We start from the raw sequence: 22,991 nt of genomic DNA on the forward strand, positions 1-22,991 counted from the left end.
GGTCGTGGCGGCGCGGCGGGTGGGGGTCAGCCCGCCGGGGCGTGGCCGGTGGCGGCGTCCGCTGGGCAGGGTGGGTCGTAGGGCACGTCGGGCAGATACTGGCGCCACTCCGCCGGGGTGATCGGCGGAAAGGCCAGCACGCAGATGTGCCGGGCGGCGGCGCCGGGGTCGACCGGCCACAGGCGGGCGGTCGAGTCGCCGGACACCGTGGCCAGGGTGGCGCCGTCCGGGCTGAAGGCGGCCTTGTTGACCTGCCCGAGGTGCCCGGTCAGGGTGGCCAGCGCGGTCGCTCGGGCCGGGTCGGCGAGGTCCCAGAGCATCGCGGTCCGGTCGTCACTGGCGGTGGCCAGCGTGCGGCCGTCGCGGCTGAAGGCCACCGACTGCACGCTGTCGGCGTGGCCCCGCAGGACGGCGATCGGCCGGTCGAGGGAGCGCACGTTCCAGAGCCGGGCCGTACGGTCGCCGCTGCCGCTGGCCAGCAGCGTGCCCGTGTGGTCGAAGGCGAGGTAGTAGACCGTGCCGCCGTGGCCTGTGGCGACGCCGAGCGGGGCCAGGTCGGCGGTGCGCCACAGGCGGATGGTCCGGTCGCCGCCGCCGGTGGCCAGCAGCCGGCCGTCGGGGCTGAAGGCCACGGCGTTGACGGCGGCCTCGTGGCCCTTGGCGACGGCCCGGCGTACGGGATGCGCGGGGTCGGAGATGTCCCAGACGTACACGTCGAACTTCTCGCCCGCCACCACCAGGCTCCTGCCGTCGGGGCTGATGGCCGCGGCGAAGATGTTGCCGATGCCGGCCGCCGTCTCGGACAGGAGCCGGGGGCGGGCCGGATCGGTGAGGTCCCACAGGCGTACCGAGCTGTCCAGGTCGGTGCTGGCCAGGAGCGTGCCGTTGCGGGCGAAGGCGACGGCGGTGACGCCGTTGTCGTGCCCGGTGAGCGTGGTCAGGGGGCGGGGATCGCCCGACACGTCCCAGATCTTGATCACCGGATGGCTGGCCGTGGCGAGCAGGCGGCCGTCGGGGCTGTAGGCGAGCGCGTAGACCGTGCCGCGGTGGCCGCCGAGCAGGGGCCGGCCCAGGTCCCACACGCGTACGGTGTCGTCGCGCCCGCCGGACGCGAGGACGCGGCCGTCGGGGCTGTAGCGGACGGTGTAGACGGTGTTCGAGTGCCCCGTCATCACGATCGGGTCGGCGCTGAAATCGGTCAGGTCCCACAGCCGGATCGTGCGGTCGTAGCTGCCGGTGGCCAGGGAGCGGCCGTCGGGGCTGAAGTCGATGGCGACCACGCCGTCCTCGTGCCCGGAGAGCGTGGCCAGGGGCCTGCCGTGCCGGGGATCGCGCAGGTCCCACAGCCGTACCGTGTTGTCGAAGCCGCCCGTGGCCAGGGTGTCGCCGTGGAAGGCGGCCGCCAGCACGGCCCCGGTGTGACCGCGCAGGTCGGGCAGGCGCTCGGGGTGGCGCGGGTCGCCGACGTCCCAGAGCATGACGTCGTTGGAGAAGGCGGTGACGACCAGCGTCCTGCCGTCCGGGCTGAAGGCGACGTCCGACAGCTCCTTGGGAGCGCCTTTGAGCGTGCTCTGCAGGTACGGTTTGCTGGGATTCGTAACGTTCCATAACAGCGTGGTGGCATCGTAGGAGGCGGTCGCCAGCATCGTCCCGTCGGGGCTGAAGGCCACCCCGATGATCCCCATGCTGTGCCCGCCCATCGTGGCCAGAGCCACGGGGTGCCGGGGGTCGCGAACGTCCCACAGGTCGGCCGTGTTGTCGTTGCCGGCCGTGGCCACCAACTCTCCATTCGGCGCGAACGCGGCCGCGGCGAGGCCCTTGGCGTCGCCCGCCACCGACGACAGCGCGCCCGGGCGCAGCGGATCGGTCACGTCCCACATCCGCAGCGTGCCGTCGAGCGCCACCGTGGCCAGCCGCCTGCCGTCGGGGCTGTAGTTCACCGCGTAGACCGCGCCGGCGTGGGCGGTCAGCACGTTGGCGTACGGGTTGGCCGGCGTGCTGAGCACCGCGCCACGTGACTCGGTGGTCGGCGTGAGCCGCTGGGCAGCCAGGGCGAGCTGCGCGGCCAGCGCCGGGTTGCCCGCCCGCAGCGCGACCGACTCGTTGGCGACCTTGCCGGACAGCGCCGCGTTGCGCTGGTCGCCGATGTCGCGCTGGCCGCGTACCGCGACCACGACCGCCATCGTGGTCAGCAGCAGCAGCGCCGCCAGCACGGCCACGAGCCGGCGCAGCCGCCGGGTGCCGCGCCGCCGTGCCGCGGCCTCCGCCTCCTGGCGTTCGACGGACGCCGCCAGGAACCGCCTGGCCTGCGGCCCCGGAGCGGCGTGCGGTCCGGCGCCCTCGGCCCAGAGGCGGGCCACGGCCAGCCGCGAGCCGCGGTAGAGCGCGCCGGGGTCGTCCCCTTCCTTGGCCCACCGCGCCGCGGCCTCGGCCAGGTCGCGGCCGACGACCAGCCCCGCCCGGTCGCTCTCCAGCCAGCCGGCCAGCCGGGGCCAGGCGGTGAGCAGGGCCTCATGGCTGATCTGCACCTTGTCGAGGTCGACGGTGATCAGGCGCTCGGCCACGAAGCCGTCGAGCACGTCCTCCGCCTCGGCCGCCACGGCGGGGTCGTGGTCGGCGAGGACCTCAGCGATCGTCATGCTCCTGCGGGTGGCGGCGGTGTCGGACGCCACGTGGACGAGCGTCAGGAACAGCCTCCTGGCCAGCTCCTGGCGGTGTTCGCTCAGGCCCAGGTAGACCTTCTCCGCGCTGTCGGCCACGGCCCTGCCGATGCCGCCGACCTTGCGGTAGTCGGCGATGGTCAGCCGCCTGCCCTGGCTCTCGCGCCACATCGCGTACAGGGCGTGGGAGACCAGCGGCAGCGTGCCGGCCTCGTGCGCCTCGCCGTCGGCGCCTGCCGGGGCGACCTCGCGCAGCAGCAGCTCGACCAGGCCGTTCTCGATCTCTATGCCCGCCTTGCGGGCGGGCTCCACGACGGCGGCGCGCAGTTCGTCCTCGCACATCGGGCCGACCACGAGCTGGCCGGAGCGCATCGCCGCGAGCAGCTCGGGGTGGCGCATGGCCTGGCCGTAGAAGTCGGCGCGCAGGCCGGCCACGACCACCGCCCGCTCCGCCGCCTCGCTCAGCGCCGCGACGAACCTCGTACGCTCGTCCTGGTCCTCGCAGACCGTGAAGACCTCCTCGAACTGGTCCACGATCAGCACCTCGCCATGCTGCCGCGCCAGCGCGTCCATCGGGTGCGGTCCCGGCGTGAACACGGCGGCGCTCCGGCCCAGCGCGGGGACCACCCCCGCCCGCAGCAGCGAGGACTTGCCCGAGCCCGAGGCGCCCACCACGAGCCGGAGTCCCGGATCGGTCAGGCGGGCGACGAGCTGCCCGGTCAGCGCCGCACGGCCGAAGAACCACTCGGCGTGCTCGGTCTCGAAAACCGCCAGCCCCCGGTACGGCTCCGGCCCCGCCGGCCGCCGGCCGGGCGCGCGGCGTACCCGGTGCCAGGCGTTGAGCCACTGCTCGACGGCCGCGTCGTCGCTCACCCCGCACACCCGCAGGACCTCGACCAGCAGGTCGCGGGAGGACAGGGAGGGCAGGCCGCGCCCGGCGAACCAGTCGCCCAACGTGCTGGAGGCGATGTCGGCCCCCACCTTGGCCGCCACCTGGCGCACCGACACCCCGGCCGATTCGCGCAGCCGGGTCAGCGCCTGGCCGAACTCCTCGCGGGTCGTGATGAGTGCCTGCTCCTGCACGAGCGCCTCCTCAGGCCCGGCTCGCCGTCATGGTAACCGGCTGCGTTCGGACTTGTACGGATAATCGCGGACCGCTCCCCCGGCCACCAAAGGCGGCTCTGGCGCGACTTCAGAGGCATCAAGGGGGAGGACTACGACGCGAAGGCGGACGAACTGGTCGACGTCCTCGCCCGGCGGGAACCCAGCCGGGAGCACGAGGGCGCCGCCAGGGAGAACCTCGAGGCTGCGCTGCCGTCGCCGCCGCGCCCGCTGATCCCTCCCGAGCGGGACGGCTTCGTGCTCTGCCACGTCGGTGCTGACCACGACTACGCGCCGCGGCTGGTCCTGCGGCTTCGCGGCGCGGGCCTGCCGGTGTGGTGGCTGGGCAGCCTGGAGCCGGGCGGCCTGCAGTTCTGGGCGATCAGGCGGCGGCTGCGGCACGCGGTCGGCGTGATCGTGCTGATGTCGCCGCCGTCGCAGGACTCCGACGACATCACCCGCATGATCATCGAGGGCGAGCTGCACGCCCGCCCCTTCATCCCGATCCTCCTGCACGGCCGGCGCACCTACCACCTGGCCCACACCTGGTACGTCGACGCCAGGGACGGCGGGCCGCTCCGGGCGGACGAGCCGGCGATCCTGCGGCGCATCCACCGGGCGCACGCGGCCGACCGGCTGGAGGAGGGCCGGCCGGCCGAGGTGGGCAGGGGGCTGGACGCCGAGTTCATGCGGCCTCTGCCGGCGCCCCATGACCGATGCTCTGGACGACAATCCCACACTATGCGAATAACGAAGATCGTCAGCGGGAGCAGGTCTCGTAGTCATGCCGTCCTGCGAATTGTTGGAGTGCCGCAATTGCTGCGACACCCCGAGGCGGGTTGGGTGTGGGCACCGATCGTGCGGAGCCGGGAAAAGATTCCGCCGGTACGTTGAATCTCTGTCGCAAGTTCCGACCTGCGGATTCGATTGTCCTAATAGCTCTGGACAATGTCTGGACGATTGGACGGGGCAGATCGCTTGCCGGTGCCGGGTATGGCGGTCAGAGTGGTGCCGTTCCCGGCGCCAGTGTTCGGTATCAGCGCCATTGGCAGGCGTTCGGATATTCCGCTGAATCGCTGTGCGCGGTTGATCGGGGACTCCCGAGTCGGAAAGTGCAGAGGATTTCTTTGAAAGGAGATCCGATGATCGGACGAAAAGGGATTACAGGAGCGGCTCTCGTCATCGGGCTGACGGCCGGGCTTATGGCGGGGTCGTCCGCGTCGGCGCAGGCGGGGCTGGGCGCCACCGCCGCCTCGGACAGCTCGGCCGTCCTGGCGCCGGGCTGGTCGGCGAAGTCCTACCTGGGGATCGGGTACCACGACCGCTGCAAGGGGTGGCAGCGGATAAAGACCCCGTACAGGACCGGCGCCTACATCACGACCAGCAGGCAGGTCCACTGCGAGAAGGGCGAGTGGGGCCGGCGGGCCGTGGTCAAGACGAGCCTCCAGCAGTATCGCGGGCTGGGTTTCTGGCGGACGAAGGCCACCTCGGAGGTGAAGAAGGGAAGGGCGGCGTTCACCGTGACGACGACCCCTTCGTGGAAGTGCTCCGGCGGCAGTCAGCTCTACCGCAACCAGACGAAGGTGCATCTCTACTCTGTCCTGCGCGGCAGCGAAGTGGCCACCCTGTACAAGCGGTCGCAGGAGCGCCGGATCCGGTGTTGATCCCGAGCTGGGACGGGGACGTAGCTCGGCCGGACTTCGGCCCTTGGCGCTCGCGCGAGCGCCAAGGGCGTTTTCTTCCGAAGGAGTGAGCGGCGGATGAGATCGCGTGAGAGAAGGCATGTCCCGGCGTGGCGCGTGATCGTCGGCGGGGTCGTGCCGGCTCTTGCCTTGGTGCTGTGGGCGACGGTCTCGGTGGCGGAGGAGGAACCGTACGAGGACGCCAAAAGGCAATACATCGCCGCCGTGGACGCGGTGTGTGAGGAAGCGTCCCGGCAGTCGGATCTCCGCGAGGAGCCACCTGCCAACCTGCGCGAGGAGGTGGACGAGCTGCGCCGCGCGTCGGAGTCGATGACCGGCACCATCGCCGCGATAGAAGCGATCGCGCCGCCCGATGGTGACGTCCCGCGGGTGCGAAATGGGTTCTTCGTGCCCGCCAGGGCGCTGGCCGCGAGCCTGCGCGAACTCAGCGGACGCGCGGAGGCGGCGATGCGCGCGGGCAGGGAGGGCGAGGCGAAGAAGGCGGTGGAACAGTCCTTGGAACCGGACGAGAACGAGAAGGCATTGCGATCCTTCGCGGCGGGGTACGGCTTCCGGGCATGCGCAGGCGAATGACCACGGCGTCCAGGTAACCCGCAGAATTCCGGACGTATTCGGACAATTCAGGTAATCTCATTTGCTCTCAGGCGTCACAGGCCATGCCGAGGTCGTCGGCACGGCCGGATGACGGCGCCGGACAGGGCAGGTGAAGATGCCGGAATTACCGGGGACGTCAGGCTCGCAGGAAGACGAGCCTGACCCGCAGTGGACAGGCAGGGTAGCGCGGCCCGGTCGAAAGCCGGTCCGGCCTGAACCGGCCGCGGGCCCGGTGGCCGCCCTCGCGTACCGCCTGTGGGAGCTCAAGGCGGAGGCGGGCGACCCGTCCTTCGCGGAGATGTCGACCCGTATGGGCGCGGCGGCCTCGAAGTCCTCGCTGGCGGCCGCCGCCCGGGGGCAGGTCCTGCCGACCTGGGAGACGACGTGGGAGTTCGTCCGGGTCCTCGCCGTCGACCGGTTGGGGCAGGACGCCGAGGAGGCCAGGCGCGAGTGGCGAGCCCACTGGGAGCGGGCCGCGAGCGCCGCCGTACGTAGCGAGACCACCGAGGGTCGTACGGGTCACGACGAGACCCGCGCCGGACCCGCCGAGGCCCGTGCCGGGCACATCGAGACAGAGGTCCGGATGGCGGAGCATCCCGAACGCCGAACCCGGCCTCCCCTTGCCAGGAGGCCGGCCATGATCGCGGCGGTCGCGACCGCCGCTGCCGCCGCCGGTGCCGCTCTCTTCACCTGGTTCGCCCCGCTCTCCGGAAAGGACGGGCCCACCGCGCCGAACACCCCGGCGGAGGCCGCCTCCACCTACGACGATTCCGCCTTCGAACAGGACGTCACCCATCCGGACGGCACGGTGGTGAAAACGGGGACGGAGTTCACGAAGATCTGGCGGATCAGGAACACCGGCACCATCCCGTGGCGCGGACGCTATCTCACCCGGCTGAACGACACCCCGTGCCGCGCCCCCAAACGGGTCGAGATCCGCCCGGTCCAGCCGGGCGAGCCCGTCGACATCGCGGTACGCGTCCGCGCATCGGACTCCCCCGGGAGATGCAAGATCTACTGGAAGATGACCGACGAGACCGGGACCCAGTTACTGTCCGCCAAGAAGCCGATCTTCCTGGACGTGGTCGTCGGCTGATCAGCTCCGACATCCGGGACGCAAGCGGCTGGATGATCGCGTCGAAGCGCACACCCCCAGCACCTGGCAACCGAGACTGAGGCGTGGATGAAAACGCACCGGCCGGGTGTTGGAGCGTCCTGAACGTGAGTTGGCCGACCAAGGGATGGACGCCATGCCTCTTGTGGGTGAGTACGAACCCAGCCCGGCGCAGTGGGTGCGCGAGCAAGTGGAGCTGTACGAGAGCTCCGGCGGCACCAAGGGCACGACTCTGCTGGATACGGGAATGCCCGTCATATTGCTGACCACTCTGGGTGCCAAGAGCAGCAAGATCCGTAAGACGCCGCTGATGCGCGTGGAGCACGAGGGCCGATACGCCGTGGTCGCCTCGCAGGGCGGCGCTCCCGAGCACCCCGTCTGGTACTTCAACGTCAAGGCCCATCCCCATGTGGAACTTCAGGACGGCCCTGCCAAGCAGGACATGAAGGCCCGTGAGGTGACTGGCGCGGAGAAGGCCGAGTGGTGGGAGCGTGCGGTGGCGGCGTATCCGCCGTACACCGACTACCAGAAGAAGACGGACCGGGAGATCCCGGTGTTTGTGCTGGAGCCGCTGGACAGCGACTGACCGCGCGGAAGTCTGGCTCCACGGGACGTATGGGGTCCGCGTCTGCCGGGCGCCCTGTGCGTCCTGTGGTGCTTCTCCGGCGCGAAGGAATTCTCTCTTGCCGCCTCGCGCGGCTGGGTCGGTGACGTCGAGGAGGCCGAGCAACAGCCGGCGTACGCGCGGCGAAGTCACGCGGCTGGACGCCACCACCATCCGCCGCAGCTCAGCCCTGCGGCGGGTCCGCCTTTGCGACGTGCCTGGCGGCTTCGGCCCCACTCCTGCCAGAGGACGTCGCAAGCCGGCCGGCCGCAGGACGCTGACACGATTCATGGGACTCTCATCCCATCACCATGTGGCTCCAAGACCCCTCCACGACCCTGGTGCCGTAAGGAGGGGGTGTCATGACCGTGATACCGGATGTGATCATTGGGCCATCGCCTGTCACGGGCCTGCGGGAGTCGGTGAAGGCGTTCGTGGCCGATTGGGGCAAGCAGGCGAGGATTCCGGTGGAGGTGTGGGCCCTGCCGGAGGGTGCGGTTCCCCACGAAGCGGCCCTCCTCGCCTTCGCGGTGCTGGTCGACGCGTTCTCGGCCGTCGAGCAGGCCACGTACGTCTCGATGGCGCTGACCGCGGGGGTCACGTTGATGCTGACCGTCTGCGACGACGGGCCGGGGCTCGGCTCGCACGAGGTCATCGACCGGAGCAAGCTGCACGCCCGGGCCGCCGCGTTGGGAGGGCGGTATGACATCGCCTCATCGGTCGGCAACGGAACGACCGTCACGCTGGAGCTGCCGCTGTGAGCCTCGGCCTTCGTCCTGGACATTGTGGCTCCTCCACATGCGGGTGACCGGGTCGGACCCGCGACGGTGACGGCCATCGAAGGCTGCGGCGGGTGCTCGGCACCTTGCCAAGCAGCCACTGCTCGAGGCCACCGCCGGGGTCAACAAGCGGCCGGAGGAGCTGTTCGAGTTCGTGGCCCCGCTGTGCGAGGCCGGCAACCTGCAGACCCTGCCCGCGGACGAGCACACGCCATGGCGCCGCGCGGTCCTGTCCGTACTGGCCGGTCGCCGCTCCCACGAGGCCCACTTCCCCGGCTTGACCGCGCTCGCCGGCCGGCTGGTGGACCGGTGGGCGAAACAGGCCGGCGAGGGACCGGTCGAGTTGCAGAAGGACCTGAGCGCGCTGTCGCTCCGGATGATCTGCCAGTACGCCCTCGGCAACGGCGTCCACGACCCCGACAAGGTCGTGACGGCCTTCGCGGTCGTGCTCACGGAGTACCTGGGCCGTCAGTACCAGCCGGCCGACCCGGGAACCGAGGAGCAGAGACGGAAGCGTGCCCAGGAGGCCCTGACCCACCTGCGCGCCGCCGTCGCTCAGAAGCGGTAACCGGTGGGCCCTGGGGGCCCGCCGCGCCGTGCGGCGGGCCACCGGCTCCTAGAGGCGGTCGAGGATCTCCCGCAGCTGGGCGACCTCGGCCTGCTGGGCGGTCTCGATGGTCTTGGCCAGCTCCTTGGCCTCGGCGTTGGAGCCCTGCGTCTGCTCGGTACGCGCCATCTGGATCGCGCCCTCGTGATGAGCGATCATCAGCTTGGCGAACTGCCGGTCGAACGCGCCGCCCTTGGCCGTCTCCAGCTTCTTCATGTCGTCCTCGGACATCATGCCGGGCATGTCATGGCCCATCCCGTGGTCCATGCCTTCGGACGGCATCGGCTTGCCCCACGCCGTGAGCCAGCCCTGCATGGTCTGGATCTCCGGGTCCTGAGCGGCCTTGATCTTCGCGGCCAGCTCCTTGACCTCCTTGTCGGCGGCCCTGGTCGCGGCCAGGTCGGCCATCTCGACCGCCTGCTGGTGGTGCGGGATCATCATCTGCGCGAACATCACGTCCGCGTCGTTGAACGCCGCCGTGGGCGAGGCGCTCGCCGTCGTCGCGGCGGGTGCGCTGCTGGACATGCCGGCCATGTCCGGCCCCATCGAGCCGCTGTCGGTGCCGCCGCAGCCGGCGACCAGCGCGAGCACGGCTCCGGCCGCCGCGGTGGCAGCCGAGATCCTCATATTCGTGAACATGGTGTTTTTCCTTCGGTGATGGAGGTACGCAGGCCGTCATCGCGAACCGGCCTTTCAGCCCGTCCGCCGATATTTCGGCCTATATGCGCATCACCGAGAGCACTGCGGGGTTCGGCGCCAGGCGGCGCGGCGGCGCTCTGGCCGCCGTACGCGCCGGGGACCCCCAGCCGCCCATCCCCGCACGCCAGTAGAGCGTCGCGGCCCAGACGACCGCGATCAGAAGCGCGATGACCGAGGTGAGCACGGCCAGGCACACGTCGCTCGGATCGAACCCGGCCGCGTCCCGCGAGCAGATCGCGACCTCACCCCGGTCCATCCCGAAAGACTCCACGGGAGAGGCGTGAACGTGCGAGCCTTGAACGGCGGCGCCACCATGGTGAGAGCCGAGATGCCCCAGCGTGTGCATGCCGGCCACGCCGAACGCGATCAGCAGGGGCAGCAGCCAGGGGAGGCCGGGCAGGAGCAACCGCCGTGCCACGCGCTCCCCCCTCACAGCTGCCGACCTTAGTATTCGCGCCAGGATAGCCAGCGGCGTCACTGCTCACCCGGGCAACAGAACAACTACAAGCCATAGTAATAGACGTCCCAACACCATGAGTCTCCCGTTGAACGCCGGAGGCGCGGCGCGCGTATCTCCTCTTGGACCGGCCTGATCGCCCCCTAGCGCAGGTAGTACCCGCCGTTCCGGATGCTCGATGCCGCAAACAGGCCAGACAGCCCTTTCACTTCTGTACTATTTCGCCCCAGGTTCTGGAGATTTACGAGGAGGCGTCGTAGTGGCCCTGCCGACAAGGCTTGGACGAACAGCGGCGGCCGCGGCCCTGTCCCTGGTCGCACTGGCCGTCACTCCCGGCGCCGCCGTGGCCGAGCCGTCGCCGGCCAAGGCCAGAGCCAAGCTCGTGAAGCTGAACGAGCAGGCCGACCAGGTGGTCGAGCGGTACAACCAGGCCACGGAGGCGTACAAGAAGGCCAAGAAGAAGTACGACACGCTCAACACCGAGCTCCGCCTCAAGGACGCCCGAGCCAGTTCCCTGCGCGACGACCTCGTCCGGCTGGCCGTCAACGACTACCAGTTCGGCCCGATCAGGGGGTGGGAGGGGCTCGCCGGCCAGGCCGATCCCACGGCGATCCTGAACAGCATGGCCTCCTTCCGGGAGATGGCCGAGTCCCGGGCGGCCAAGGTCCGCGCCTACGAGGCGGCCACCAAGGAGCTGCGCGACCGGCGCAACGACGCCAAGACCACCCTGGCCGAGTCCGACACCGCGCGCGACAAGGTCAGCGACGAGAAGTCCAAGATCGAGAAACTGATCGCCGAACAGACCAAATTGCTGCGCAGACTGGGCGCCTTCAAGACCGGCGACCCCAACAGCGCCGGCATCAAGTACACGGGTCCGGCCTCCGGCAATGCCCGCCTGGCGCTGCAGTTCGCCTTCGCCCAGGTGGGCAAGCCGTACCGGTTCGGCGGCACGGGACCGGGCTCCTACGACTGCTCCGGCCTGACCCAGGCCGCCTGGCGGCAGGCCGGGGTCGAGCTGCCCCGTACGACCTGGACCCAGTGGAGCTGGGGCTCCGCCCGCCGCGTCCCCCTGAACGCGTTGCAGCCCGGGGACCTGCTCTTCAGCAAGGGGCTGGGGCACATGGGCATGTACGCCGGGAACGGGAAGATGGTGCACGCGCCGCAGACCGGGGACGTCATCAAGGTCGTCGATCTGGACGACTACTGGCGCACCCGCCTGCTCGGCGCGGTCCGCCCCTGACCGGCTCTACGTGGTCCGGTGAGCCCGCCCGAGGACGTGCGCGAGGGCGGGGATGGGCGGCTGCGGCGCGAAGGCGAACCGCTCGACCTCGTCCACGGCGAAGCCCGCCCGCCGGATCGCGGCGAGCGTGTCGCGGTTGGGACTGCATCTTCCGGCCATGCGCCGCCACACCGGGGTGATCGCGTCCTGGAGCAGGCCGAGCGCCGGGTTGGACGATCGTACGTGCTCGTAGAAGCGCAGCTCCCCGCCCGGCCTGAGCACCCGGGCGATCTCGGCCAGCGCCGCCGGTGGCGAGGGCACGCTGCACAGCACGAGCGAGACCACCGCGGCGTCGAAAGCCTCGGCCTCGCCCGGCAGAGCCTCGGCGTGGCCGGCCACGACCCGCACGGGCACGGGCGCCGAGGCGGCCTCGGCCTCGGCGAAGCGGCGCAGGGTGTCCTCCGGTTCGACCGCGACGACTTCGCTGACCGTCTTGGGATAGTGGGCGAAGTTGCGGCCGTTGCCGGCGCCGATCTCGATCACCCGGCCCTCGAGCCCGTCCAGGAGCCGTTGCCGGTGCTCCCGCCCGCCGCGCAGGTCCGCGGCGGCGGAGGCCTGGACGTACACGCGGGCCAGGCGGGGATGCTGAAATCCGGACAGGTCAGTCACGACGATCACCTTTGTTAGCGGGCTACCGTCTTCCAGACTGGCTCATGGCGGGCGAAAACGGCCTGCTACCGACTCGCGGGCCCCGGTCGGCGCGGTCGGTGTGCGTGCCGTCGCCGGGACGACGGCACGCACGGGTCGTCATTTCTCGCAGCGGATGGGGTAGGTGGTCTGCGCCGTCGGCTTGTTGTGGTTCAGGACCTCGATCTTGATCGTGCCGTCGGTCCTGGCCGGCCGGCTCCAGCTGAACGCCTGGATGCCGAGGACCCCGCTCTCCGGCATCTTGTGGGTGAAGGTCTCCCCGGCCTGGCCGTCGATGACCCAGTGGTAGCTGACCTCCGTGCCCTCCGGCGCCTTGAACTCGCCGAAGGCCGTCAGGTACGGGTCGGCGACGCAGTCCCCGTAGTAGCCGACCGACTCGATCTCGGTGATCTGCACCGTGCCCGGCGACGGGTCGGGCTGCGTGCAGGTCCAGGTGTAGGGCTCCTGCTTGGCGGGCTTGTTGTGGTTCAGGACTTCCAGGCGGACCACGCCGGAGCCGCTGGACCTGGCGTTGCTGTACCAGAAGTCGCCGATCCTGCTCCGTACACCGGGCTTGAGCTTGGCGGTCCTGAGCGTGCCCGGCTTGCCGTCGACGACCAGGCGGTACTTGATGTCGGCCTCGCGGTCCGTCACGACCATGGCGTCCGCCCGCAGGGTGAACGAGCCGTCGCACTGGCCGGTGAAGTGGGAGGTCAACATGTACTCGGCGGTCAGCTTGGCGTCGCCGCCCTCGTCGACGCAGGTGAAGGAGAACTCGCGCTCGGCAGGCTCGCCGGGGCCGCCCTCGGTCGCGAGGCCGAGCGTGTGGGTGCCGTTCCGGCCGGAGTCGAGGCTCCAGGTGGCGGACACGTCACGGGTGCGGGGCTCGTCGCCGGCGGGGAAGTCGACGGTCTGCGGCGTCCACTTGACGCCGTCGAGGATCCACCAGTACGTGACCTTGCGCGCCGGGCCGGCCGGGAGCGAGATGCGTCCGGTGGCCTGGTACGAGACGGGTTCCAGGCAGCTGCCCTCGTAGTCGCCGGGGGTGACGTCGACGATCTGCGGCACCGGCTTCTGCGCGGGCGGCGGCGTCGTGGGAGGCGGTGACGTCGGCGGAGGCGAGGTGGGCGGAGGTGTCGTAGGAGGCGGCGTCGTCGGCGGAGGCGAGGTCGGCGGAGGCGTCGTGGGCGTGCTGGAGCAGGTCACCTGGTAGGTGGCGCGTCCGGAGTCGCGGCCGCCGGCGTTGAGGATGCGGATGGCCTTCCAGCCGCCGGTGGAGCTGCCCACGGACAGCGGCAGCGTCACCTGCCGGGTACGGGGCCCGCCCGCCGCGAAGTACAGCGACTCGGGCCGCCCCTCCCCCGCGCTGCTGTCGATCCACTGGTAGTCGACCTTGGCGGGCGTGCGCGACACCTGGACGGTGCCCGTGAACACCACCGTCGTGGGGCAGGCGCCGCGGTGGGTCGCCGGGCTCGCCTCGACGTCGGCCGCGGCGACCAGCGGCCTGCCGGGCTCGGCGGGCAGCGGGTGGGCGCCGTCCCACACCACGGCGGGGCCCGCGCACGCGACGCTGAAGCGGCCCTTGGCCGACAGCCCCTTCCTGCCGAGGATCTCCACGGCCTGCCAGCCGGAAGTGGTCCGGTCGAACGTCTGGCGGTCGGTCACGACCACCTTGCGCGTGCCGTTGACGCGGAAGCTCTTGATGGCGCCCTTGCTGCCGTCACCGCGTACCCAGCGGTAACGCACGGTTCCCCGGCCCTTGGCCGCGACCACGGCGGAGAAGCCGACCGTGGTGGGGCAGGCGCCGGACTGCTTGGCGGGGCTCGCCTTGACCTTGGCCGTCCTGACCGCGGGGGCGGCCGTCCTGGCCGCAGGCGCGGCCGTCCTGACGGCGGGGGCGGCGAGCGCCGGAGGGGCGGCCAGCAGACTGCTGAGCAGCGCGGCACCCAGCAGCAACGCTGTCCTTCTCATCGGGGGTCCCTTTCTTTCCACAGAAGAGGGACCATGCTCCCCGGCCCGTCTTGGGACTCACTTGGACCTCTCTTGTAACCTCCGCCACAAGTGCCGCCAAAGGATCGGACAGAATGTCCCAATAGGGATGAGGGGGCGTGTGAACGAGAGCGTGGCGTTGGCCCAGCTTGCCCAGCGGCTGGAGGAGGTGGTGGGCGAGCTACGCGGCATCCCCGTCGACGTCGAGCGGGTGGAGGACAACGAGCTCGTCCGGGAGCAGATCGCGCAGGCCGCCGCCACGGCCCGCGAACTGCGCGCCATGCACCCGGTGGGCTCGCCGGAGCACGGCCGCGAGGAGCAGAAGAGCCGGCTCCGCGTGCTGGACGCCCTGCGGCGCGGCATGACGATGCGCACGATCGTCCACGCGAGCGTCCTGGACGACCCCCGCAAAGCGGCCCGGATCAGGGAGCTGCACGCCACCGGCGACCTGCACCGGGTCATCGACGAGCCGATCCAGCAACTGCTCGTCTTCGACCGCGCGGTGGCGTTCGTCCGGATCACCCCCGTTCCCCACTCGCCGGGGGCTCTCGTGATCAGGCAGCAGAGCCTGATCGCCATCCTCATCGACCTGTTCGAGCAGACCTGGGCCAGGGCCAGGGAGACCACCGAGCCCGCGCACCGGCTGACCCAGCGGGAGCGCGAGGTGCTCGCGCTGATCGCCGAAGGGCGCTCCAACAGCGCCGTCGCCCGTGCCCTGTCGATCACCGAGGCGGCCGTCGGCAAGCACGTGGCCGGTGTGTTCGCCAAGCTCGAACTGCCCGCGACCGCCGACGACAACCGGCGGGTGCTGGCCGTGCTCGCCTACCTGCGCGGTGCAGCGGGGTAGGGCGGCGGGGTAGGGCCAGGACTACCCCGTCCTCGTCCCAGCCCCCCTGTGGGCGGGATCCGGCGCGCAGTTCAATGAACGTCATGCAACGTATGACTGGATTGCTGGTCGGCGCGGTCTTCGGCGCGGTCTTCGTCGTCGTCAACGCGCAGAGCCCGCTGAACACCTTGACCGTGAACGTCCTGCGGGCGGCCGTCTGCCTGGCGGCCGCGAGTGTGATCGCCATGTGGTTCGTCGCGGCCCGGAGAGAGCACACCGGCGGGGGACCGCGGCGGAACATGTTCGGCCGTGGTTACCTGATCGTCGTCGCCGCCGAGGCGCTCCTGCTCTTCGGCGGGCTCCGGGTGCTGGCCGCCTGGGGGCTCCCCGCGCAGGCCAACGTGGCCTGGGTCGCGTTCGTGGTCGGCGTGCACTTCATCGCCCTGGCGCCGATCTGGAAGGACCGGGGCATCGCCGTACCCGGCGTGGTCCTCACCGTGCTCGGCGTCGCCGGCCTGCTCCTGGCCCCGACGGGCGCGGTCGCCTGGGTGCCGCTCGTCAGCGGCGTGCTGTCCGGGGTGGCGCTCCTGACCGGCGCCGTCGCCTTCGGCTGGCGCAGCGTGACGGCGCGAACGGCCTAGCCCGCGCAATGCCGCGCCTTTATGAAATGTGTGCTGATCCGTGCGGATGCCTGCCGTTTCGTGCGAGCCCTTGCGCCCCGGTTACCGGGGAAATCACATGGGGTTCGCGACCGGGCGAATAAAGCCGCGTCGGTCTTCACGCAGAAAGGAGGTGTCGGAGAAGCCGCCGCGCCGGTGAAGTTCCGGCTCCGAGCTGCTCGGCTGAGCCACCTCCGCCCTCCCGGCGGGTGCATGCTGATGGGGGAAGCACACACCCGACCGGGAGGTGGGCGTTGCGGGACGGACGGGGGCCCGGCGGATCAGCCGGGAAGACGCGCAGGGCGAAGGCGGGGGCCCGTGGGGGCGGGCTCCGGCTCGGCGTCGTCGAGCTCTATGGCCTCGGCATGCTGGCGCTGGCCGTGGTGAGCGCGTACTTCGCCGTGCTCGCGGCGGCGCCGGAGATCCGGGCGGCGCGCGGCGAGGGCACCACGGGGACGTTCACCGCCGAACATCTCGAATGCTCCATGTACGGCAGCTGCTCGTGGCATGGATCGTTCCGCTCGGACGACGGCGGCCTGCGCCTTGCCGACGCCTGGATCCACGGCCGCGACGAGGACGAGCTGTCCGCCGGTGACCAGGCTCCGGCCCTGTACGCGGGCCACGACGGCGGCAAGGTCCACGCCCCGGGAAGCCACGACCTCTGGGCCCTGGGGGCGTTCTTCGTGGTGGACCTGCTCTTCGCGGGTTACGCCCTCACGTTCTTCCCGGGCGTACGGCTGACGCGCCGCCTCAGGAGGACTTGATCGCCTCGCGCACGGCCGGGACGATCTCCCCGGCCCAGCGGCCGAGAGTGACGAGGTCGGCCACGCCGTGATCGGCCGAGAAGAGGATGAAGCCCGACGCGTCGTGCTCCAGCACGGCCCCGGTCAGTTCCTCGACCCACTGGCCGACGGAGCCGCCGATCCAGCGGCCGTCGCCGTCACGGGTGGCGGGCAGCGGCCGGTCGGTGATGCGGCCCGGGAAGTTGTAGATCGTACGGATCTCGCGCGGATCCCGGCCCGCGGCCGCCGCCGCCTCGTCGATGATCGGCCGCGAGGTCCGGTAGCGCTCGCTGAGCCAGTCCGCCGCGTGGCCGGGGAGCCAGCCGTCGGCCACCCTGCCGGTGGCGGCCAGGGATTTCGCGCCGTTCGATCCCGTCCACACCGGGGGCGCCGCGACGGGAGCCGGCTCGATCTGGCGCACCTGGTAGTGGCGGCCCTCGTAGGTGACCGGCGGGCCGCCGCCCGACAGCTTCTTGACCAGGACGATCGCCTCCTCGAAGGCGTCCACGGCGGCGCCCGGCGACAGCCGGGGCACGCCCATGTCGGCGATCCGGTCCCACAGCCCGCCCGCGCCCATGCCCAGCACGACGCGGCCCTGCGACAGCGCCGACAGCGACGTGACGGTCCTGGCCAGCATGGGAGCGGGGCGGGTCGGCAGGTTGGTGACGTTGACGAGGCCGGCGATGTGCCGCGTACTCCCCAGGATGAACCCGAGGGCGGCGTACGCGTCCAGGCGCCTGCCGATGTAGGGGTGGTCCGACAGCGACAGGAGGTCGAGACCGTCGCGGTCGGCCTGCTGGGCCATGCGCAGCAGCTCCGGCGCCTCGTCGACGCCGCTGTGCGCGCCGAAGCCGAAGACGACGTCGTGTCCGGACAAGGTTCTGCCTTTCCTTTCGAATTTCATGATCACACCTGCCGCGGCCGGGAGGCCCGTCAGGCGGTGCCGAACTGCTCGGTGAAGCGGCCGGTGAACAGGTCGGCGCCCTTGTACGCCGACACCGTCTCGGCCGGGACGACGGCCGGGCCGTCGGGGCCGGGCAGCTGGCCGACGCCGCCGCGCGGTCCGAGCGGGAGCAGGATCATGGGGTGGGGCAGGGGCCGGTAGGCGGCGGTGGGCCGCTCGCCGCGCAACTGGGCGAGGATGTTGCCCGCGACCACCTCGGCGTGCTGCATCGCGTACCCGGCCATCTTGGCCTCGGGGACGTCGGTGAGGTCGCCGATCGCGTAGACGTGGTCGTACCCGTGGACGTTGAGCGTCCCGGTGACCCGCACCTGCCCTTGCGGGGTGCGGGTGGTGAGCCGGCCGTCGGCGAGGTAGTCGCTGTTGACGCGCACGCCGTGGGCGCGGAACCAGATGTCGGCGGTGATCTCCTCCCCGCCGGCGGTGGTGACGGTGAAGGTCCCGGCCCGGCCGGGCTCGGTCGCCGGCGGCGCGGTCAGGTGGGTGCCCAGCCGCAGGTCGATGCCGAGCTCGCCGAGCTGGCGGTGCAGGTCCTGACGCAGCTCCGGCTCGAACGCCGGCAGGAGTTGCCCGGCCGGGTCGACCACGGTCACGCGCTTGTGCGCCCAGACCTCCTTGATCTCCCCGGCCAGCTCCAGACCGACCGGGCCGGCGCCCAGGATCAGCACGTGTTCGGCGCCGGCCAGCTCCTTGTGGGTCGCGCGGAGGTCGTCCAGGACCTGCTCGGTGGAGTCGGCGACGGGCTTGGCCGGGTAGGTGTAGCTGGAGCCCGTGGCCAGGACCAGGTAGTCGGCCTCGACCCGCTGCCCCGAGGCCAGGGTGACGCCGCCGGGATCCACGGAGACCGCACGGTCGCGGATCACGGTGCCCCGGGTCAGGAACCCGCTGTAGGGGAAGAACATGTTGCTCCCCCACTCCGGCCGGGTCACCGACCGCAGCGACCCGGCCGTGTTGAAGAACGCGTCCCGGGGATCGACGAGGACGACCTCTACATCGGCCTCGGCATCCAGCGCCTTGGCCAGCGCCGAACCCCCGTAACCGCCGCCGACGACCACAACTTTACGACTCATGATGGCACGCCCCGATCAACAGAATAGGTTGAGTTCGCACTACGAACCATATTAGTTCGCTACACGAACTGCAACCCGGGGTTGGCTTTACGAGTGGGCCCCCTCGCCGGGCTCCAGGAAGACCACGGGGACCTTGTTGTCCTGCACGACCCGGCCGAGCAGGTCGGCGAGCGTGTCACGGTCGGCGGCGGCGAGGCCCGTCGTCAGGTTCTCGATCCGCCCGCAGGTCTCCGTGTAGAACTCCGCGGCGAGCTCGGAACCCTTCCTGGTCAGCGCGATCCGCAGCGCGCGCGAGTCGTGCGGGTCCGGTCTGCGCTGGACCAGGCCGTTGCGCTCGGTGCGGTCCACCAGGCCGGTGAGGCTGGACTTGGCCAGCCCCAGCATCGCGCCCAGCTCGCTCATGCCGTACGGCTGCGCCATCAGCACGCACAACAACTGCCCCTGTTGCGAGGTGAGGCCATATTCCCTGGCGGACTCGGCGTACACGGCGTTCGTCAGGAACGTGGACCGCACCAGCGCGGCCACCACCCCGATCCGCTCCTCATCATGCTTTTCCACGCGTTCAGGGTAACATTCAAATGCCCTGACAATTCGTAGGACGAACTACCCCTTCGGGTCAGAGGCGGGTGGTCACGTAGGTCTTGGTCGCGTACGGCGGTGAACGTGCCGGGCGTGGCACTCCCACACCCCCGCCGTGGTCCTGCCGTCAGCCGACGTCCACGCCTCGAGCGTCCGGTACGACGATGCTGTTCATATCGCCGAGGCGGACCGTGATCGGGTCCCCGGCGGGGGGACGCAGGGTGACCTCGTCCCCGTTCACCCGCACCTCCGGCATCGCCGGCTCCCGTTCGGCCGCCGTGAGCAGGACCAGGCTGACGTACACGGCGGTCCCGCCCGGGTGGGCGTCGCGGATCAGGTACGGCGTGGCGGAGTGCGCTCCGAAGGCGTTCACGCCGTGCCCGCTCGCCACACCCGCCCCCGTGTAGCCGTGCAGCCCGCGCACCACGCTGGTCAGTCCGTCCGCGCGCCGGGCCAGCGCCCAGGTGTCCCCGGGCCGGGCCTCGGGCGGCCGAGGACCGGCCACCGCGTGGCCGCCGTCGCGTACCTGGTGTCCTGCGGGCGCCGTGACCTGGTGGATCCGGATCTCGGCCGCGCCGTCGACCACGGAGGCGGTCACCACGCGGACGGGCCCGTCCTGGTACGCCGAGGCGGCGAAGCGCTCCCCCACGGCGAGGGGTTCGATGCGGCGCCGACGGGAGGGCGCCCCCTGCGGTGAGACGACGGCGAGCTGCCCGTCGACCGCCTGCTCGCCGATGTCGGGGCCGGTGTGGCTGGTGTAGGCGAGCCTCAGGTAGTGCGGGTCCGGCGGCCCCGCGGGGTCCTGGACGCGGTCGCGGTCGCTGCCGTGGTTGACCAGCCGGACGACGCCGTCCTCGCGGGTGGCGTGCAGCAGCCAGCCCGGCGGGGACATCGCCACGACCTGGTCGGCGAGGTCGACCGGCGCGGCCGCCTCGGCGTCCGTCCAGGCCGGGTGACCGGGCGGCAGCAGCAGGCCGAGGAAGGCCTTGCTGGCCCAGTACGGCGAGGCGGGGCCGGAGTAGTCCTGGGTGCCGGGCGGGAAGGCGTCGTACCAGCCGCAGGTGAGCAGGCCGCGCTCGTCGGGGGCGCCGCGTTCGACGAAGTGGCGCAGCACGCCGCTCGCGATCCGCCTGGTCCGCCCAGGAGGCAGGGGCGAGGCGCCGGTCAGCGCGCCCAGCCAGAGCGGCGCGACCGTCGCGAACCGGTAGATCAGGGACCGCCCCTGGTGCACCGGCCCGCCGTCGGCGGCGAACAGGTGCTGGTAGTGCTCCAGGAACCGGCTCAGGCGGTCCGCGTAGAGCCGCCCGCGGGCGGTGTCGCCGGCCATCCGCGCCCACAGCGACGGATACAGGTGCATCGCCCAGCCGGAGTAGTAGTCGAAGTTCTTGCCCTTGCCGTCGGAGTACCAGCCGTCGCCGACGTACCACTCCTCGATCCGCTCCAGCCCGCCGGCGATCTCGCCGGGGTCGTGCGGCCCGCCCACCTCGGCGAGGAACTGCTCCACGACGACCTGGAACAGCACCCAGTTGTTGTCCGGCGTGCGCCGCCCGACGAACCCGGCCAGCCAGGCCACCACCCGTTCCCGCTGCTCCGGTGACAGCCGGTCGAACAGCCAGGGCCGGGTCTCGTGCAGCGCGAGCGCGATGGAGGCGGCCTCCACGAGCGGCTGCGACATGTCCGTCAGGGGCGGCCAGGCGTACGGGTGCGCGGGGTCGGTGCCGGCCACCAGCCCCGCCGCGTAGCGCTCCAGCAGGGCGGGCGGGACGTCGCCGCCCGCCCCGGCGATGCGGAAGGCCGCGAGCAGGAACGTACGGGCGAACCCTTCCAGCCCGTCGCTGACGGTGCCCGACCGGCTCGCCCGTCCAGGGAGGCGGTATTGGGCGAAGCCGTCCGTGGCGTACGGCACCACGGAGTCGAGCAGGTGGTCCGCCACGCTCTCCCAGTGGGCACGGGTCCAGCCGGTGAAATCGGACAGCCGCGGGTCGGCAGGCGGGAGGCGCAGGGGGGAGGGCATGAACCGGATACTACGGCATCCACCTGGGCAGACCTTCGACGGATTGGCACCGTCCCTGTAAACGGTTTAACTCCGCCTCAGACCTGCAGAAGAGGGCGGACGGAGTCACGCACGATGATGTGCGTGCCGAGCATCACGTGCCGGCTCGCCCCGGCCGTGTCGGTGTCCAGAGCCAGCCGCACAGCGGTCCGGCCCAGCTCCTCGTGCGGCACGTGCACGGTGGTCAGATCGATGTCGTCGGCCGGCGGAAGGTCGTCGAAACCGACCAGCGACACGTCGTCCGGCACCCGCAGGCCGCGCTCCCGCAGCGCCGCCCGGGCCCCGGCCGCCAGCAGATCGTTCCCGGCGAACACCGCGGTGAAGTCACGCGGCCCCGCCTCCAGCCGCTCCCGCATCATGCGGTGGCCGTCGCGCCGGTCCATCACCACGCTGTCCACCTCGAGCCCGGGGTCATGCGCCACCCGGTGCGCGGCCAGCGCCGCCCGATAGCCCGCGATCCGGCTCTCCGGCGTCGTGTAACCGGCCCGCCGCCCGAGGAACAGGATCCGCCGGTGACCGGCCGAGAGCAGATGACTGGTGATCGCATGGGCGCCACCGGTGTTGTCGTACTCCACCACGATGGCCGGCACCTCCTCCCCCAGCGCCGGACGCCCGCACAGCACCAGCCGCGACCCCGCCACCGCCAGCGCCCGCGCGTAGTCCGCCATCCGCTCCCGGTAGGCGTCGTCGATCGGCATGTTGCCGACCAGGATCACCGCCTCGGCGTGCTCCTCCCGCAGCAGCCGCACCATGGCCAGCTCCCGCTCGGCGTCCCCGCCCGTCGTGCCCACGATGCACAGCCGGCCCTCGCGCACCGCCTGGTCCTGCACGCCCTGCGCCACATGCGCGTAATGCGGGGACACCACCGAGTTCACCACGATCGCCACGCTCTTCGGCCGCGCTCCCGCCAGCCCGCGCGCGTGCGCGTTGGCCACGTAGTCGAGCTCCCGGACCGCCCGCATCACCTTGCTCCGGGTGGCGGGAGCGCTCGGGTACGAGCCCGACAGGATCCGCGACACGGTCGCCACCGACACACCGGCGTGCTTGGCCACGTCCCGGATCGTCGAGGGACGAGGCCGACCATCCTCAGGAACGGCCCGGCGAGGCATCCATCCCCCTTATCCCCGCTGTTAAAGCGGTTTAACGATATCGCACGACCGCGGTTCCGGCGCGGCGTCCGCCCCAGGGCCTCGTAGGCTGGCCCGCGTGGAGATCCGCGACAGAACCCCCGACGACCTGGACGCCTGCACGAAGGCCCTCGCCGAGGTCCAGGCCAGCGACCGCTACCCCGTGGACTGGCCGCGCGACCCGGCCGGCTGGCTGACGCCGGACGGCCTGATCGGGGCGTGGATAGCCGTCGAGGCGGAGGCGGTGCTCGGCCACGTGGCGCTCACCCGGGACATGGAGGTCACCCGCCTGTTCGTCACCCCCGCCGCCCGCGGGAGCGGCCTGGCCGCCCGGCTCCTCGACACCGTTCGCGCCGCCGTCGAAACCCCTCTCAAGCTGGAGGTCTCCTCCGAGGGGACGGCCGCCATAGCGTTCTACGAGCGGTCCGGCTGGCGCAGGGTCGGCAGCGGCCGCGCCCGCTGGCTCAACGCGGCCGGTGAGCCGGCGCTGGTGTACCACTACGTGAGCCCGCCGCACCTGGCCCGGTCAGGTGAAGAGCAGGTCGGCTAGCTCGGCCCGGCTGTTCAGCCCGGTCCGCTCGTAGACCTGCACGAGCGTGTTCGCGACCGTCCGGCGGGAGAGCACCAGCCGGTCGGCGATGTCCTGGTTGCTCAGGCCCGAGGCGGCCAGCTGCGCGATCTGCCGCTGCCTGGCGGTCAGCTGCGGCGCGGCCAGGCCGGT

23 protein-coding genes are annotated in these 22,991 nt (G+C 71.5%); 12 read left to right on the forward strand and 11 right to left on the reverse strand.

The annotated features are described in order from the left end of the window. Nucleotides 1-26: 26 nt before the first annotated feature. Complete coding sequence (locus tag ACWDX9_RS40480; protein ID WP_449964062.1) at nt 27-3,743, reverse strand: nSTAND1 domain-containing NTPase; 3,717 nt, start codon at nt 3,741-3,743, stop codon at nt 27-29. Between the two features lie 276 nt (nt 3,744-4,019). Between ACWDX9_RS40480 and ACWDX9_RS40485 the strand changes: the two genes are divergently transcribed. The 7 genes from ACWDX9_RS40485 (at nt 4,020) to ACWDX9_RS40515 (ending at nt 9,123) form a co-directional block, all read left to right on the forward strand. Then, entirely contained in the window at nt 4,020-4,655 is a 636-nt protein-coding gene (locus ACWDX9_RS40485; RefSeq protein ID WP_449964064.1) for a toll/interleukin-1 receptor domain-containing protein, read from the forward strand. 248 nt (nt 4,656-4,903) lie between these two features. Continuing rightward, the gene (locus ACWDX9_RS40490) at nt 4,904-5,425 is read left to right on the forward strand and encodes a hypothetical protein (protein WP_449964067.1); all 522 of its coding nucleotides are present in this window, start codon (nt 4,904-4,906) and stop codon (nt 5,423-5,425) included. A 135-nt stretch (nt 5,426-5,560) separates the two neighbouring features. After that, nucleotides 5,561-6,037: a hypothetical protein gene (locus ACWDX9_RS40495; RefSeq protein WP_449964070.1), complete on the forward strand. Its 477-nt coding sequence runs from the start codon at nt 5,561-5,563 to the stop codon at nt 6,035-6,037. 253 nt (nt 6,038-6,290) lie between these two features. Then, nucleotides 6,291-7,154: an NBR1-Ig-like domain-containing protein gene (locus ACWDX9_RS40500; RefSeq protein WP_449964073.1), complete on the forward strand. Its 864-nt coding sequence runs from the start codon at nt 6,291-6,293 to the stop codon at nt 7,152-7,154. A gap of 154 nt (nt 7,155-7,308) precedes the next feature. Then, on the forward strand, nt 7,309-7,758 hold the full coding sequence (locus ACWDX9_RS40505; protein WP_449964075.1) for a nitroreductase family deazaflavin-dependent oxidoreductase: 450 nt from the start codon (nt 7,309-7,311) through the stop codon (nt 7,756-7,758). Between the two features lie 380 nt (nt 7,759-8,138). Further along, entirely contained in the window at nt 8,139-8,537 is a 399-nt protein-coding gene (locus ACWDX9_RS40510) for a hypothetical protein (protein ID WP_449964078.1), read from the forward strand. A gap of 172 nt (nt 8,538-8,709) precedes the next feature. Next, nucleotides 8,710-9,123 carry a hypothetical protein gene (locus ACWDX9_RS40515; protein WP_449964080.1) on the forward strand — a complete coding sequence of 138 codons (414 nt, stop codon included), beginning with the start codon at nt 8,710-8,712 and terminating at the stop codon, nt 9,121-9,123. A 48-nt stretch (nt 9,124-9,171) separates the two neighbouring features. Here ACWDX9_RS40515 and ACWDX9_RS40520 read toward each other — a convergent pair whose 3' ends face one another. Together ACWDX9_RS40520 and ACWDX9_RS40525 are read right to left on the reverse strand one after the other, a co-directional pair. After that, complete coding sequence (locus ACWDX9_RS40520; RefSeq protein ID WP_449964083.1) at nt 9,172-9,789, reverse strand: DUF305 domain-containing protein; 618 nt, start codon at nt 9,787-9,789, stop codon at nt 9,172-9,174. A 91-nt stretch (nt 9,790-9,880) separates the two neighbouring features. After that, a complete protein-coding gene (locus ACWDX9_RS40525; protein ID WP_449964086.1) occupies nt 9,881-10,279 on the reverse strand; it encodes a hypothetical protein in 399 nt (132 codons plus the stop codon). Nucleotides 10,280-10,577: 298 nt separating this feature from the next. Between ACWDX9_RS40525 and ACWDX9_RS40530 the strand changes: the two genes are divergently transcribed. Then, a complete protein-coding gene (locus ACWDX9_RS40530) occupies nt 10,578-11,558 on the forward strand; it encodes a C40 family peptidase (protein ID WP_449964089.1) in 981 nt (326 codons plus the stop codon). Nucleotides 11,559-11,564: 6 nt separating this feature from the next. Here ACWDX9_RS40530 and ACWDX9_RS40535 read toward each other — a convergent pair whose 3' ends face one another. Both ACWDX9_RS40535 and ACWDX9_RS40540 read right to left on the reverse strand, forming a co-directional pair. Next, nucleotides 11,565-12,206, reverse strand: coding sequence for a class I SAM-dependent methyltransferase (locus ACWDX9_RS40535; RefSeq protein ID WP_449904612.1), 642 nt, complete (start codon nt 12,204-12,206; stop codon nt 11,565-11,567). Between the two features lie 138 nt (nt 12,207-12,344). Continuing rightward, nucleotides 12,345-14,195, reverse strand: a complete 1,851-nt coding sequence (locus ACWDX9_RS40540) for a hypothetical protein (RefSeq protein ID WP_449964092.1) — start codon at nt 14,193-14,195, stop codon at nt 12,345-12,347. A 139-nt stretch (nt 14,196-14,334) separates the two neighbouring features. Between ACWDX9_RS40540 and ACWDX9_RS40545 the strand changes: the two genes are divergently transcribed. From ACWDX9_RS40545 to ACWDX9_RS40555, 3 genes are all read left to right on the forward strand, one after another. Next, nucleotides 14,335-15,060, forward strand: coding sequence for a LuxR C-terminal-related transcriptional regulator (locus ACWDX9_RS40545; protein ID WP_449964095.1), 726 nt, complete (start codon nt 14,335-14,337; stop codon nt 15,058-15,060). A 92-nt stretch (nt 15,061-15,152) separates the two neighbouring features. Next, complete coding sequence (locus ACWDX9_RS40550) at nt 15,153-15,680, forward strand: hypothetical protein (protein ID WP_449964098.1); 528 nt, start codon at nt 15,153-15,155, stop codon at nt 15,678-15,680. 272 nt (nt 15,681-15,952) lie between these two features. After that, complete coding sequence (locus ACWDX9_RS40555; RefSeq protein WP_449964100.1) at nt 15,953-16,462, forward strand: hypothetical protein; 510 nt, start codon at nt 15,953-15,955, stop codon at nt 16,460-16,462. Here the strand turns inward: ACWDX9_RS40555 and ACWDX9_RS40560 are convergent. The 5 genes from ACWDX9_RS40560 to ACWDX9_RS40580 all read right to left on the reverse strand — a co-directional run bounded on the left by ACWDX9_RS40560 (nt 16,449) and on the right by ACWDX9_RS40580 (nt 22,195). After that, entirely contained in the window at nt 16,449-17,357 is a 909-nt protein-coding gene (locus tag ACWDX9_RS40560; RefSeq protein WP_449964103.1) for an LLM class flavin-dependent oxidoreductase, read from the reverse strand. The genes ACWDX9_RS40555 and ACWDX9_RS40560 overlap by 14 nt on opposite strands. Nucleotides 17,358-17,413: 56 nt before the next feature. Beyond that, the gene (locus ACWDX9_RS40565; RefSeq protein WP_449964106.1) at nt 17,414-18,511 is read right to left on the reverse strand and encodes an NAD(P)/FAD-dependent oxidoreductase; all 1,098 of its coding nucleotides are present in this window, start codon (nt 18,509-18,511) and stop codon (nt 17,414-17,416) included. Between the two features lie 87 nt (nt 18,512-18,598). Then, a complete protein-coding gene (locus tag ACWDX9_RS40570) occupies nt 18,599-19,069 on the reverse strand; it encodes a MarR family winged helix-turn-helix transcriptional regulator (protein WP_449964109.1) in 471 nt (156 codons plus the stop codon). Nucleotides 19,070-19,217: 148 nt separating this feature from the next. After that, the gene (locus ACWDX9_RS40575) at nt 19,218-21,104 is read right to left on the reverse strand and encodes a DUF2264 domain-containing protein (RefSeq protein WP_449964111.1); all 1,887 of its coding nucleotides are present in this window, start codon (nt 21,102-21,104) and stop codon (nt 19,218-19,220) included. A 77-nt stretch (nt 21,105-21,181) separates the two neighbouring features. Next, on the reverse strand, nt 21,182-22,195 hold the full coding sequence (locus ACWDX9_RS40580) for a LacI family DNA-binding transcriptional regulator (protein ID WP_449964114.1): 1,014 nt from the start codon (nt 22,193-22,195) through the stop codon (nt 21,182-21,184). A 154-nt stretch (nt 22,196-22,349) separates the two neighbouring features. Between ACWDX9_RS40580 and ACWDX9_RS40585 the strand changes: the two genes are divergently transcribed. Next, entirely contained in the window at nt 22,350-22,820 is a 471-nt protein-coding gene (locus tag ACWDX9_RS40585; RefSeq protein ID WP_449964116.1) for a GNAT family N-acetyltransferase, read from the forward strand. On the opposite strand, the gene ACWDX9_RS40590 is transcribed toward ACWDX9_RS40585, so the two are convergent. Next, the coding region (locus tag ACWDX9_RS40590) for a response regulator transcription factor (protein ID WP_449964119.1) at nt 22,797-22,991 on the reverse strand (195 nt) is incomplete at its 5' end. The two genes, ACWDX9_RS40585 and ACWDX9_RS40590, sit on opposite strands and share 24 nt — an antisense overlap.

The organism is Nonomuraea sp. NPDC003201 (assembly GCF_053590415.1).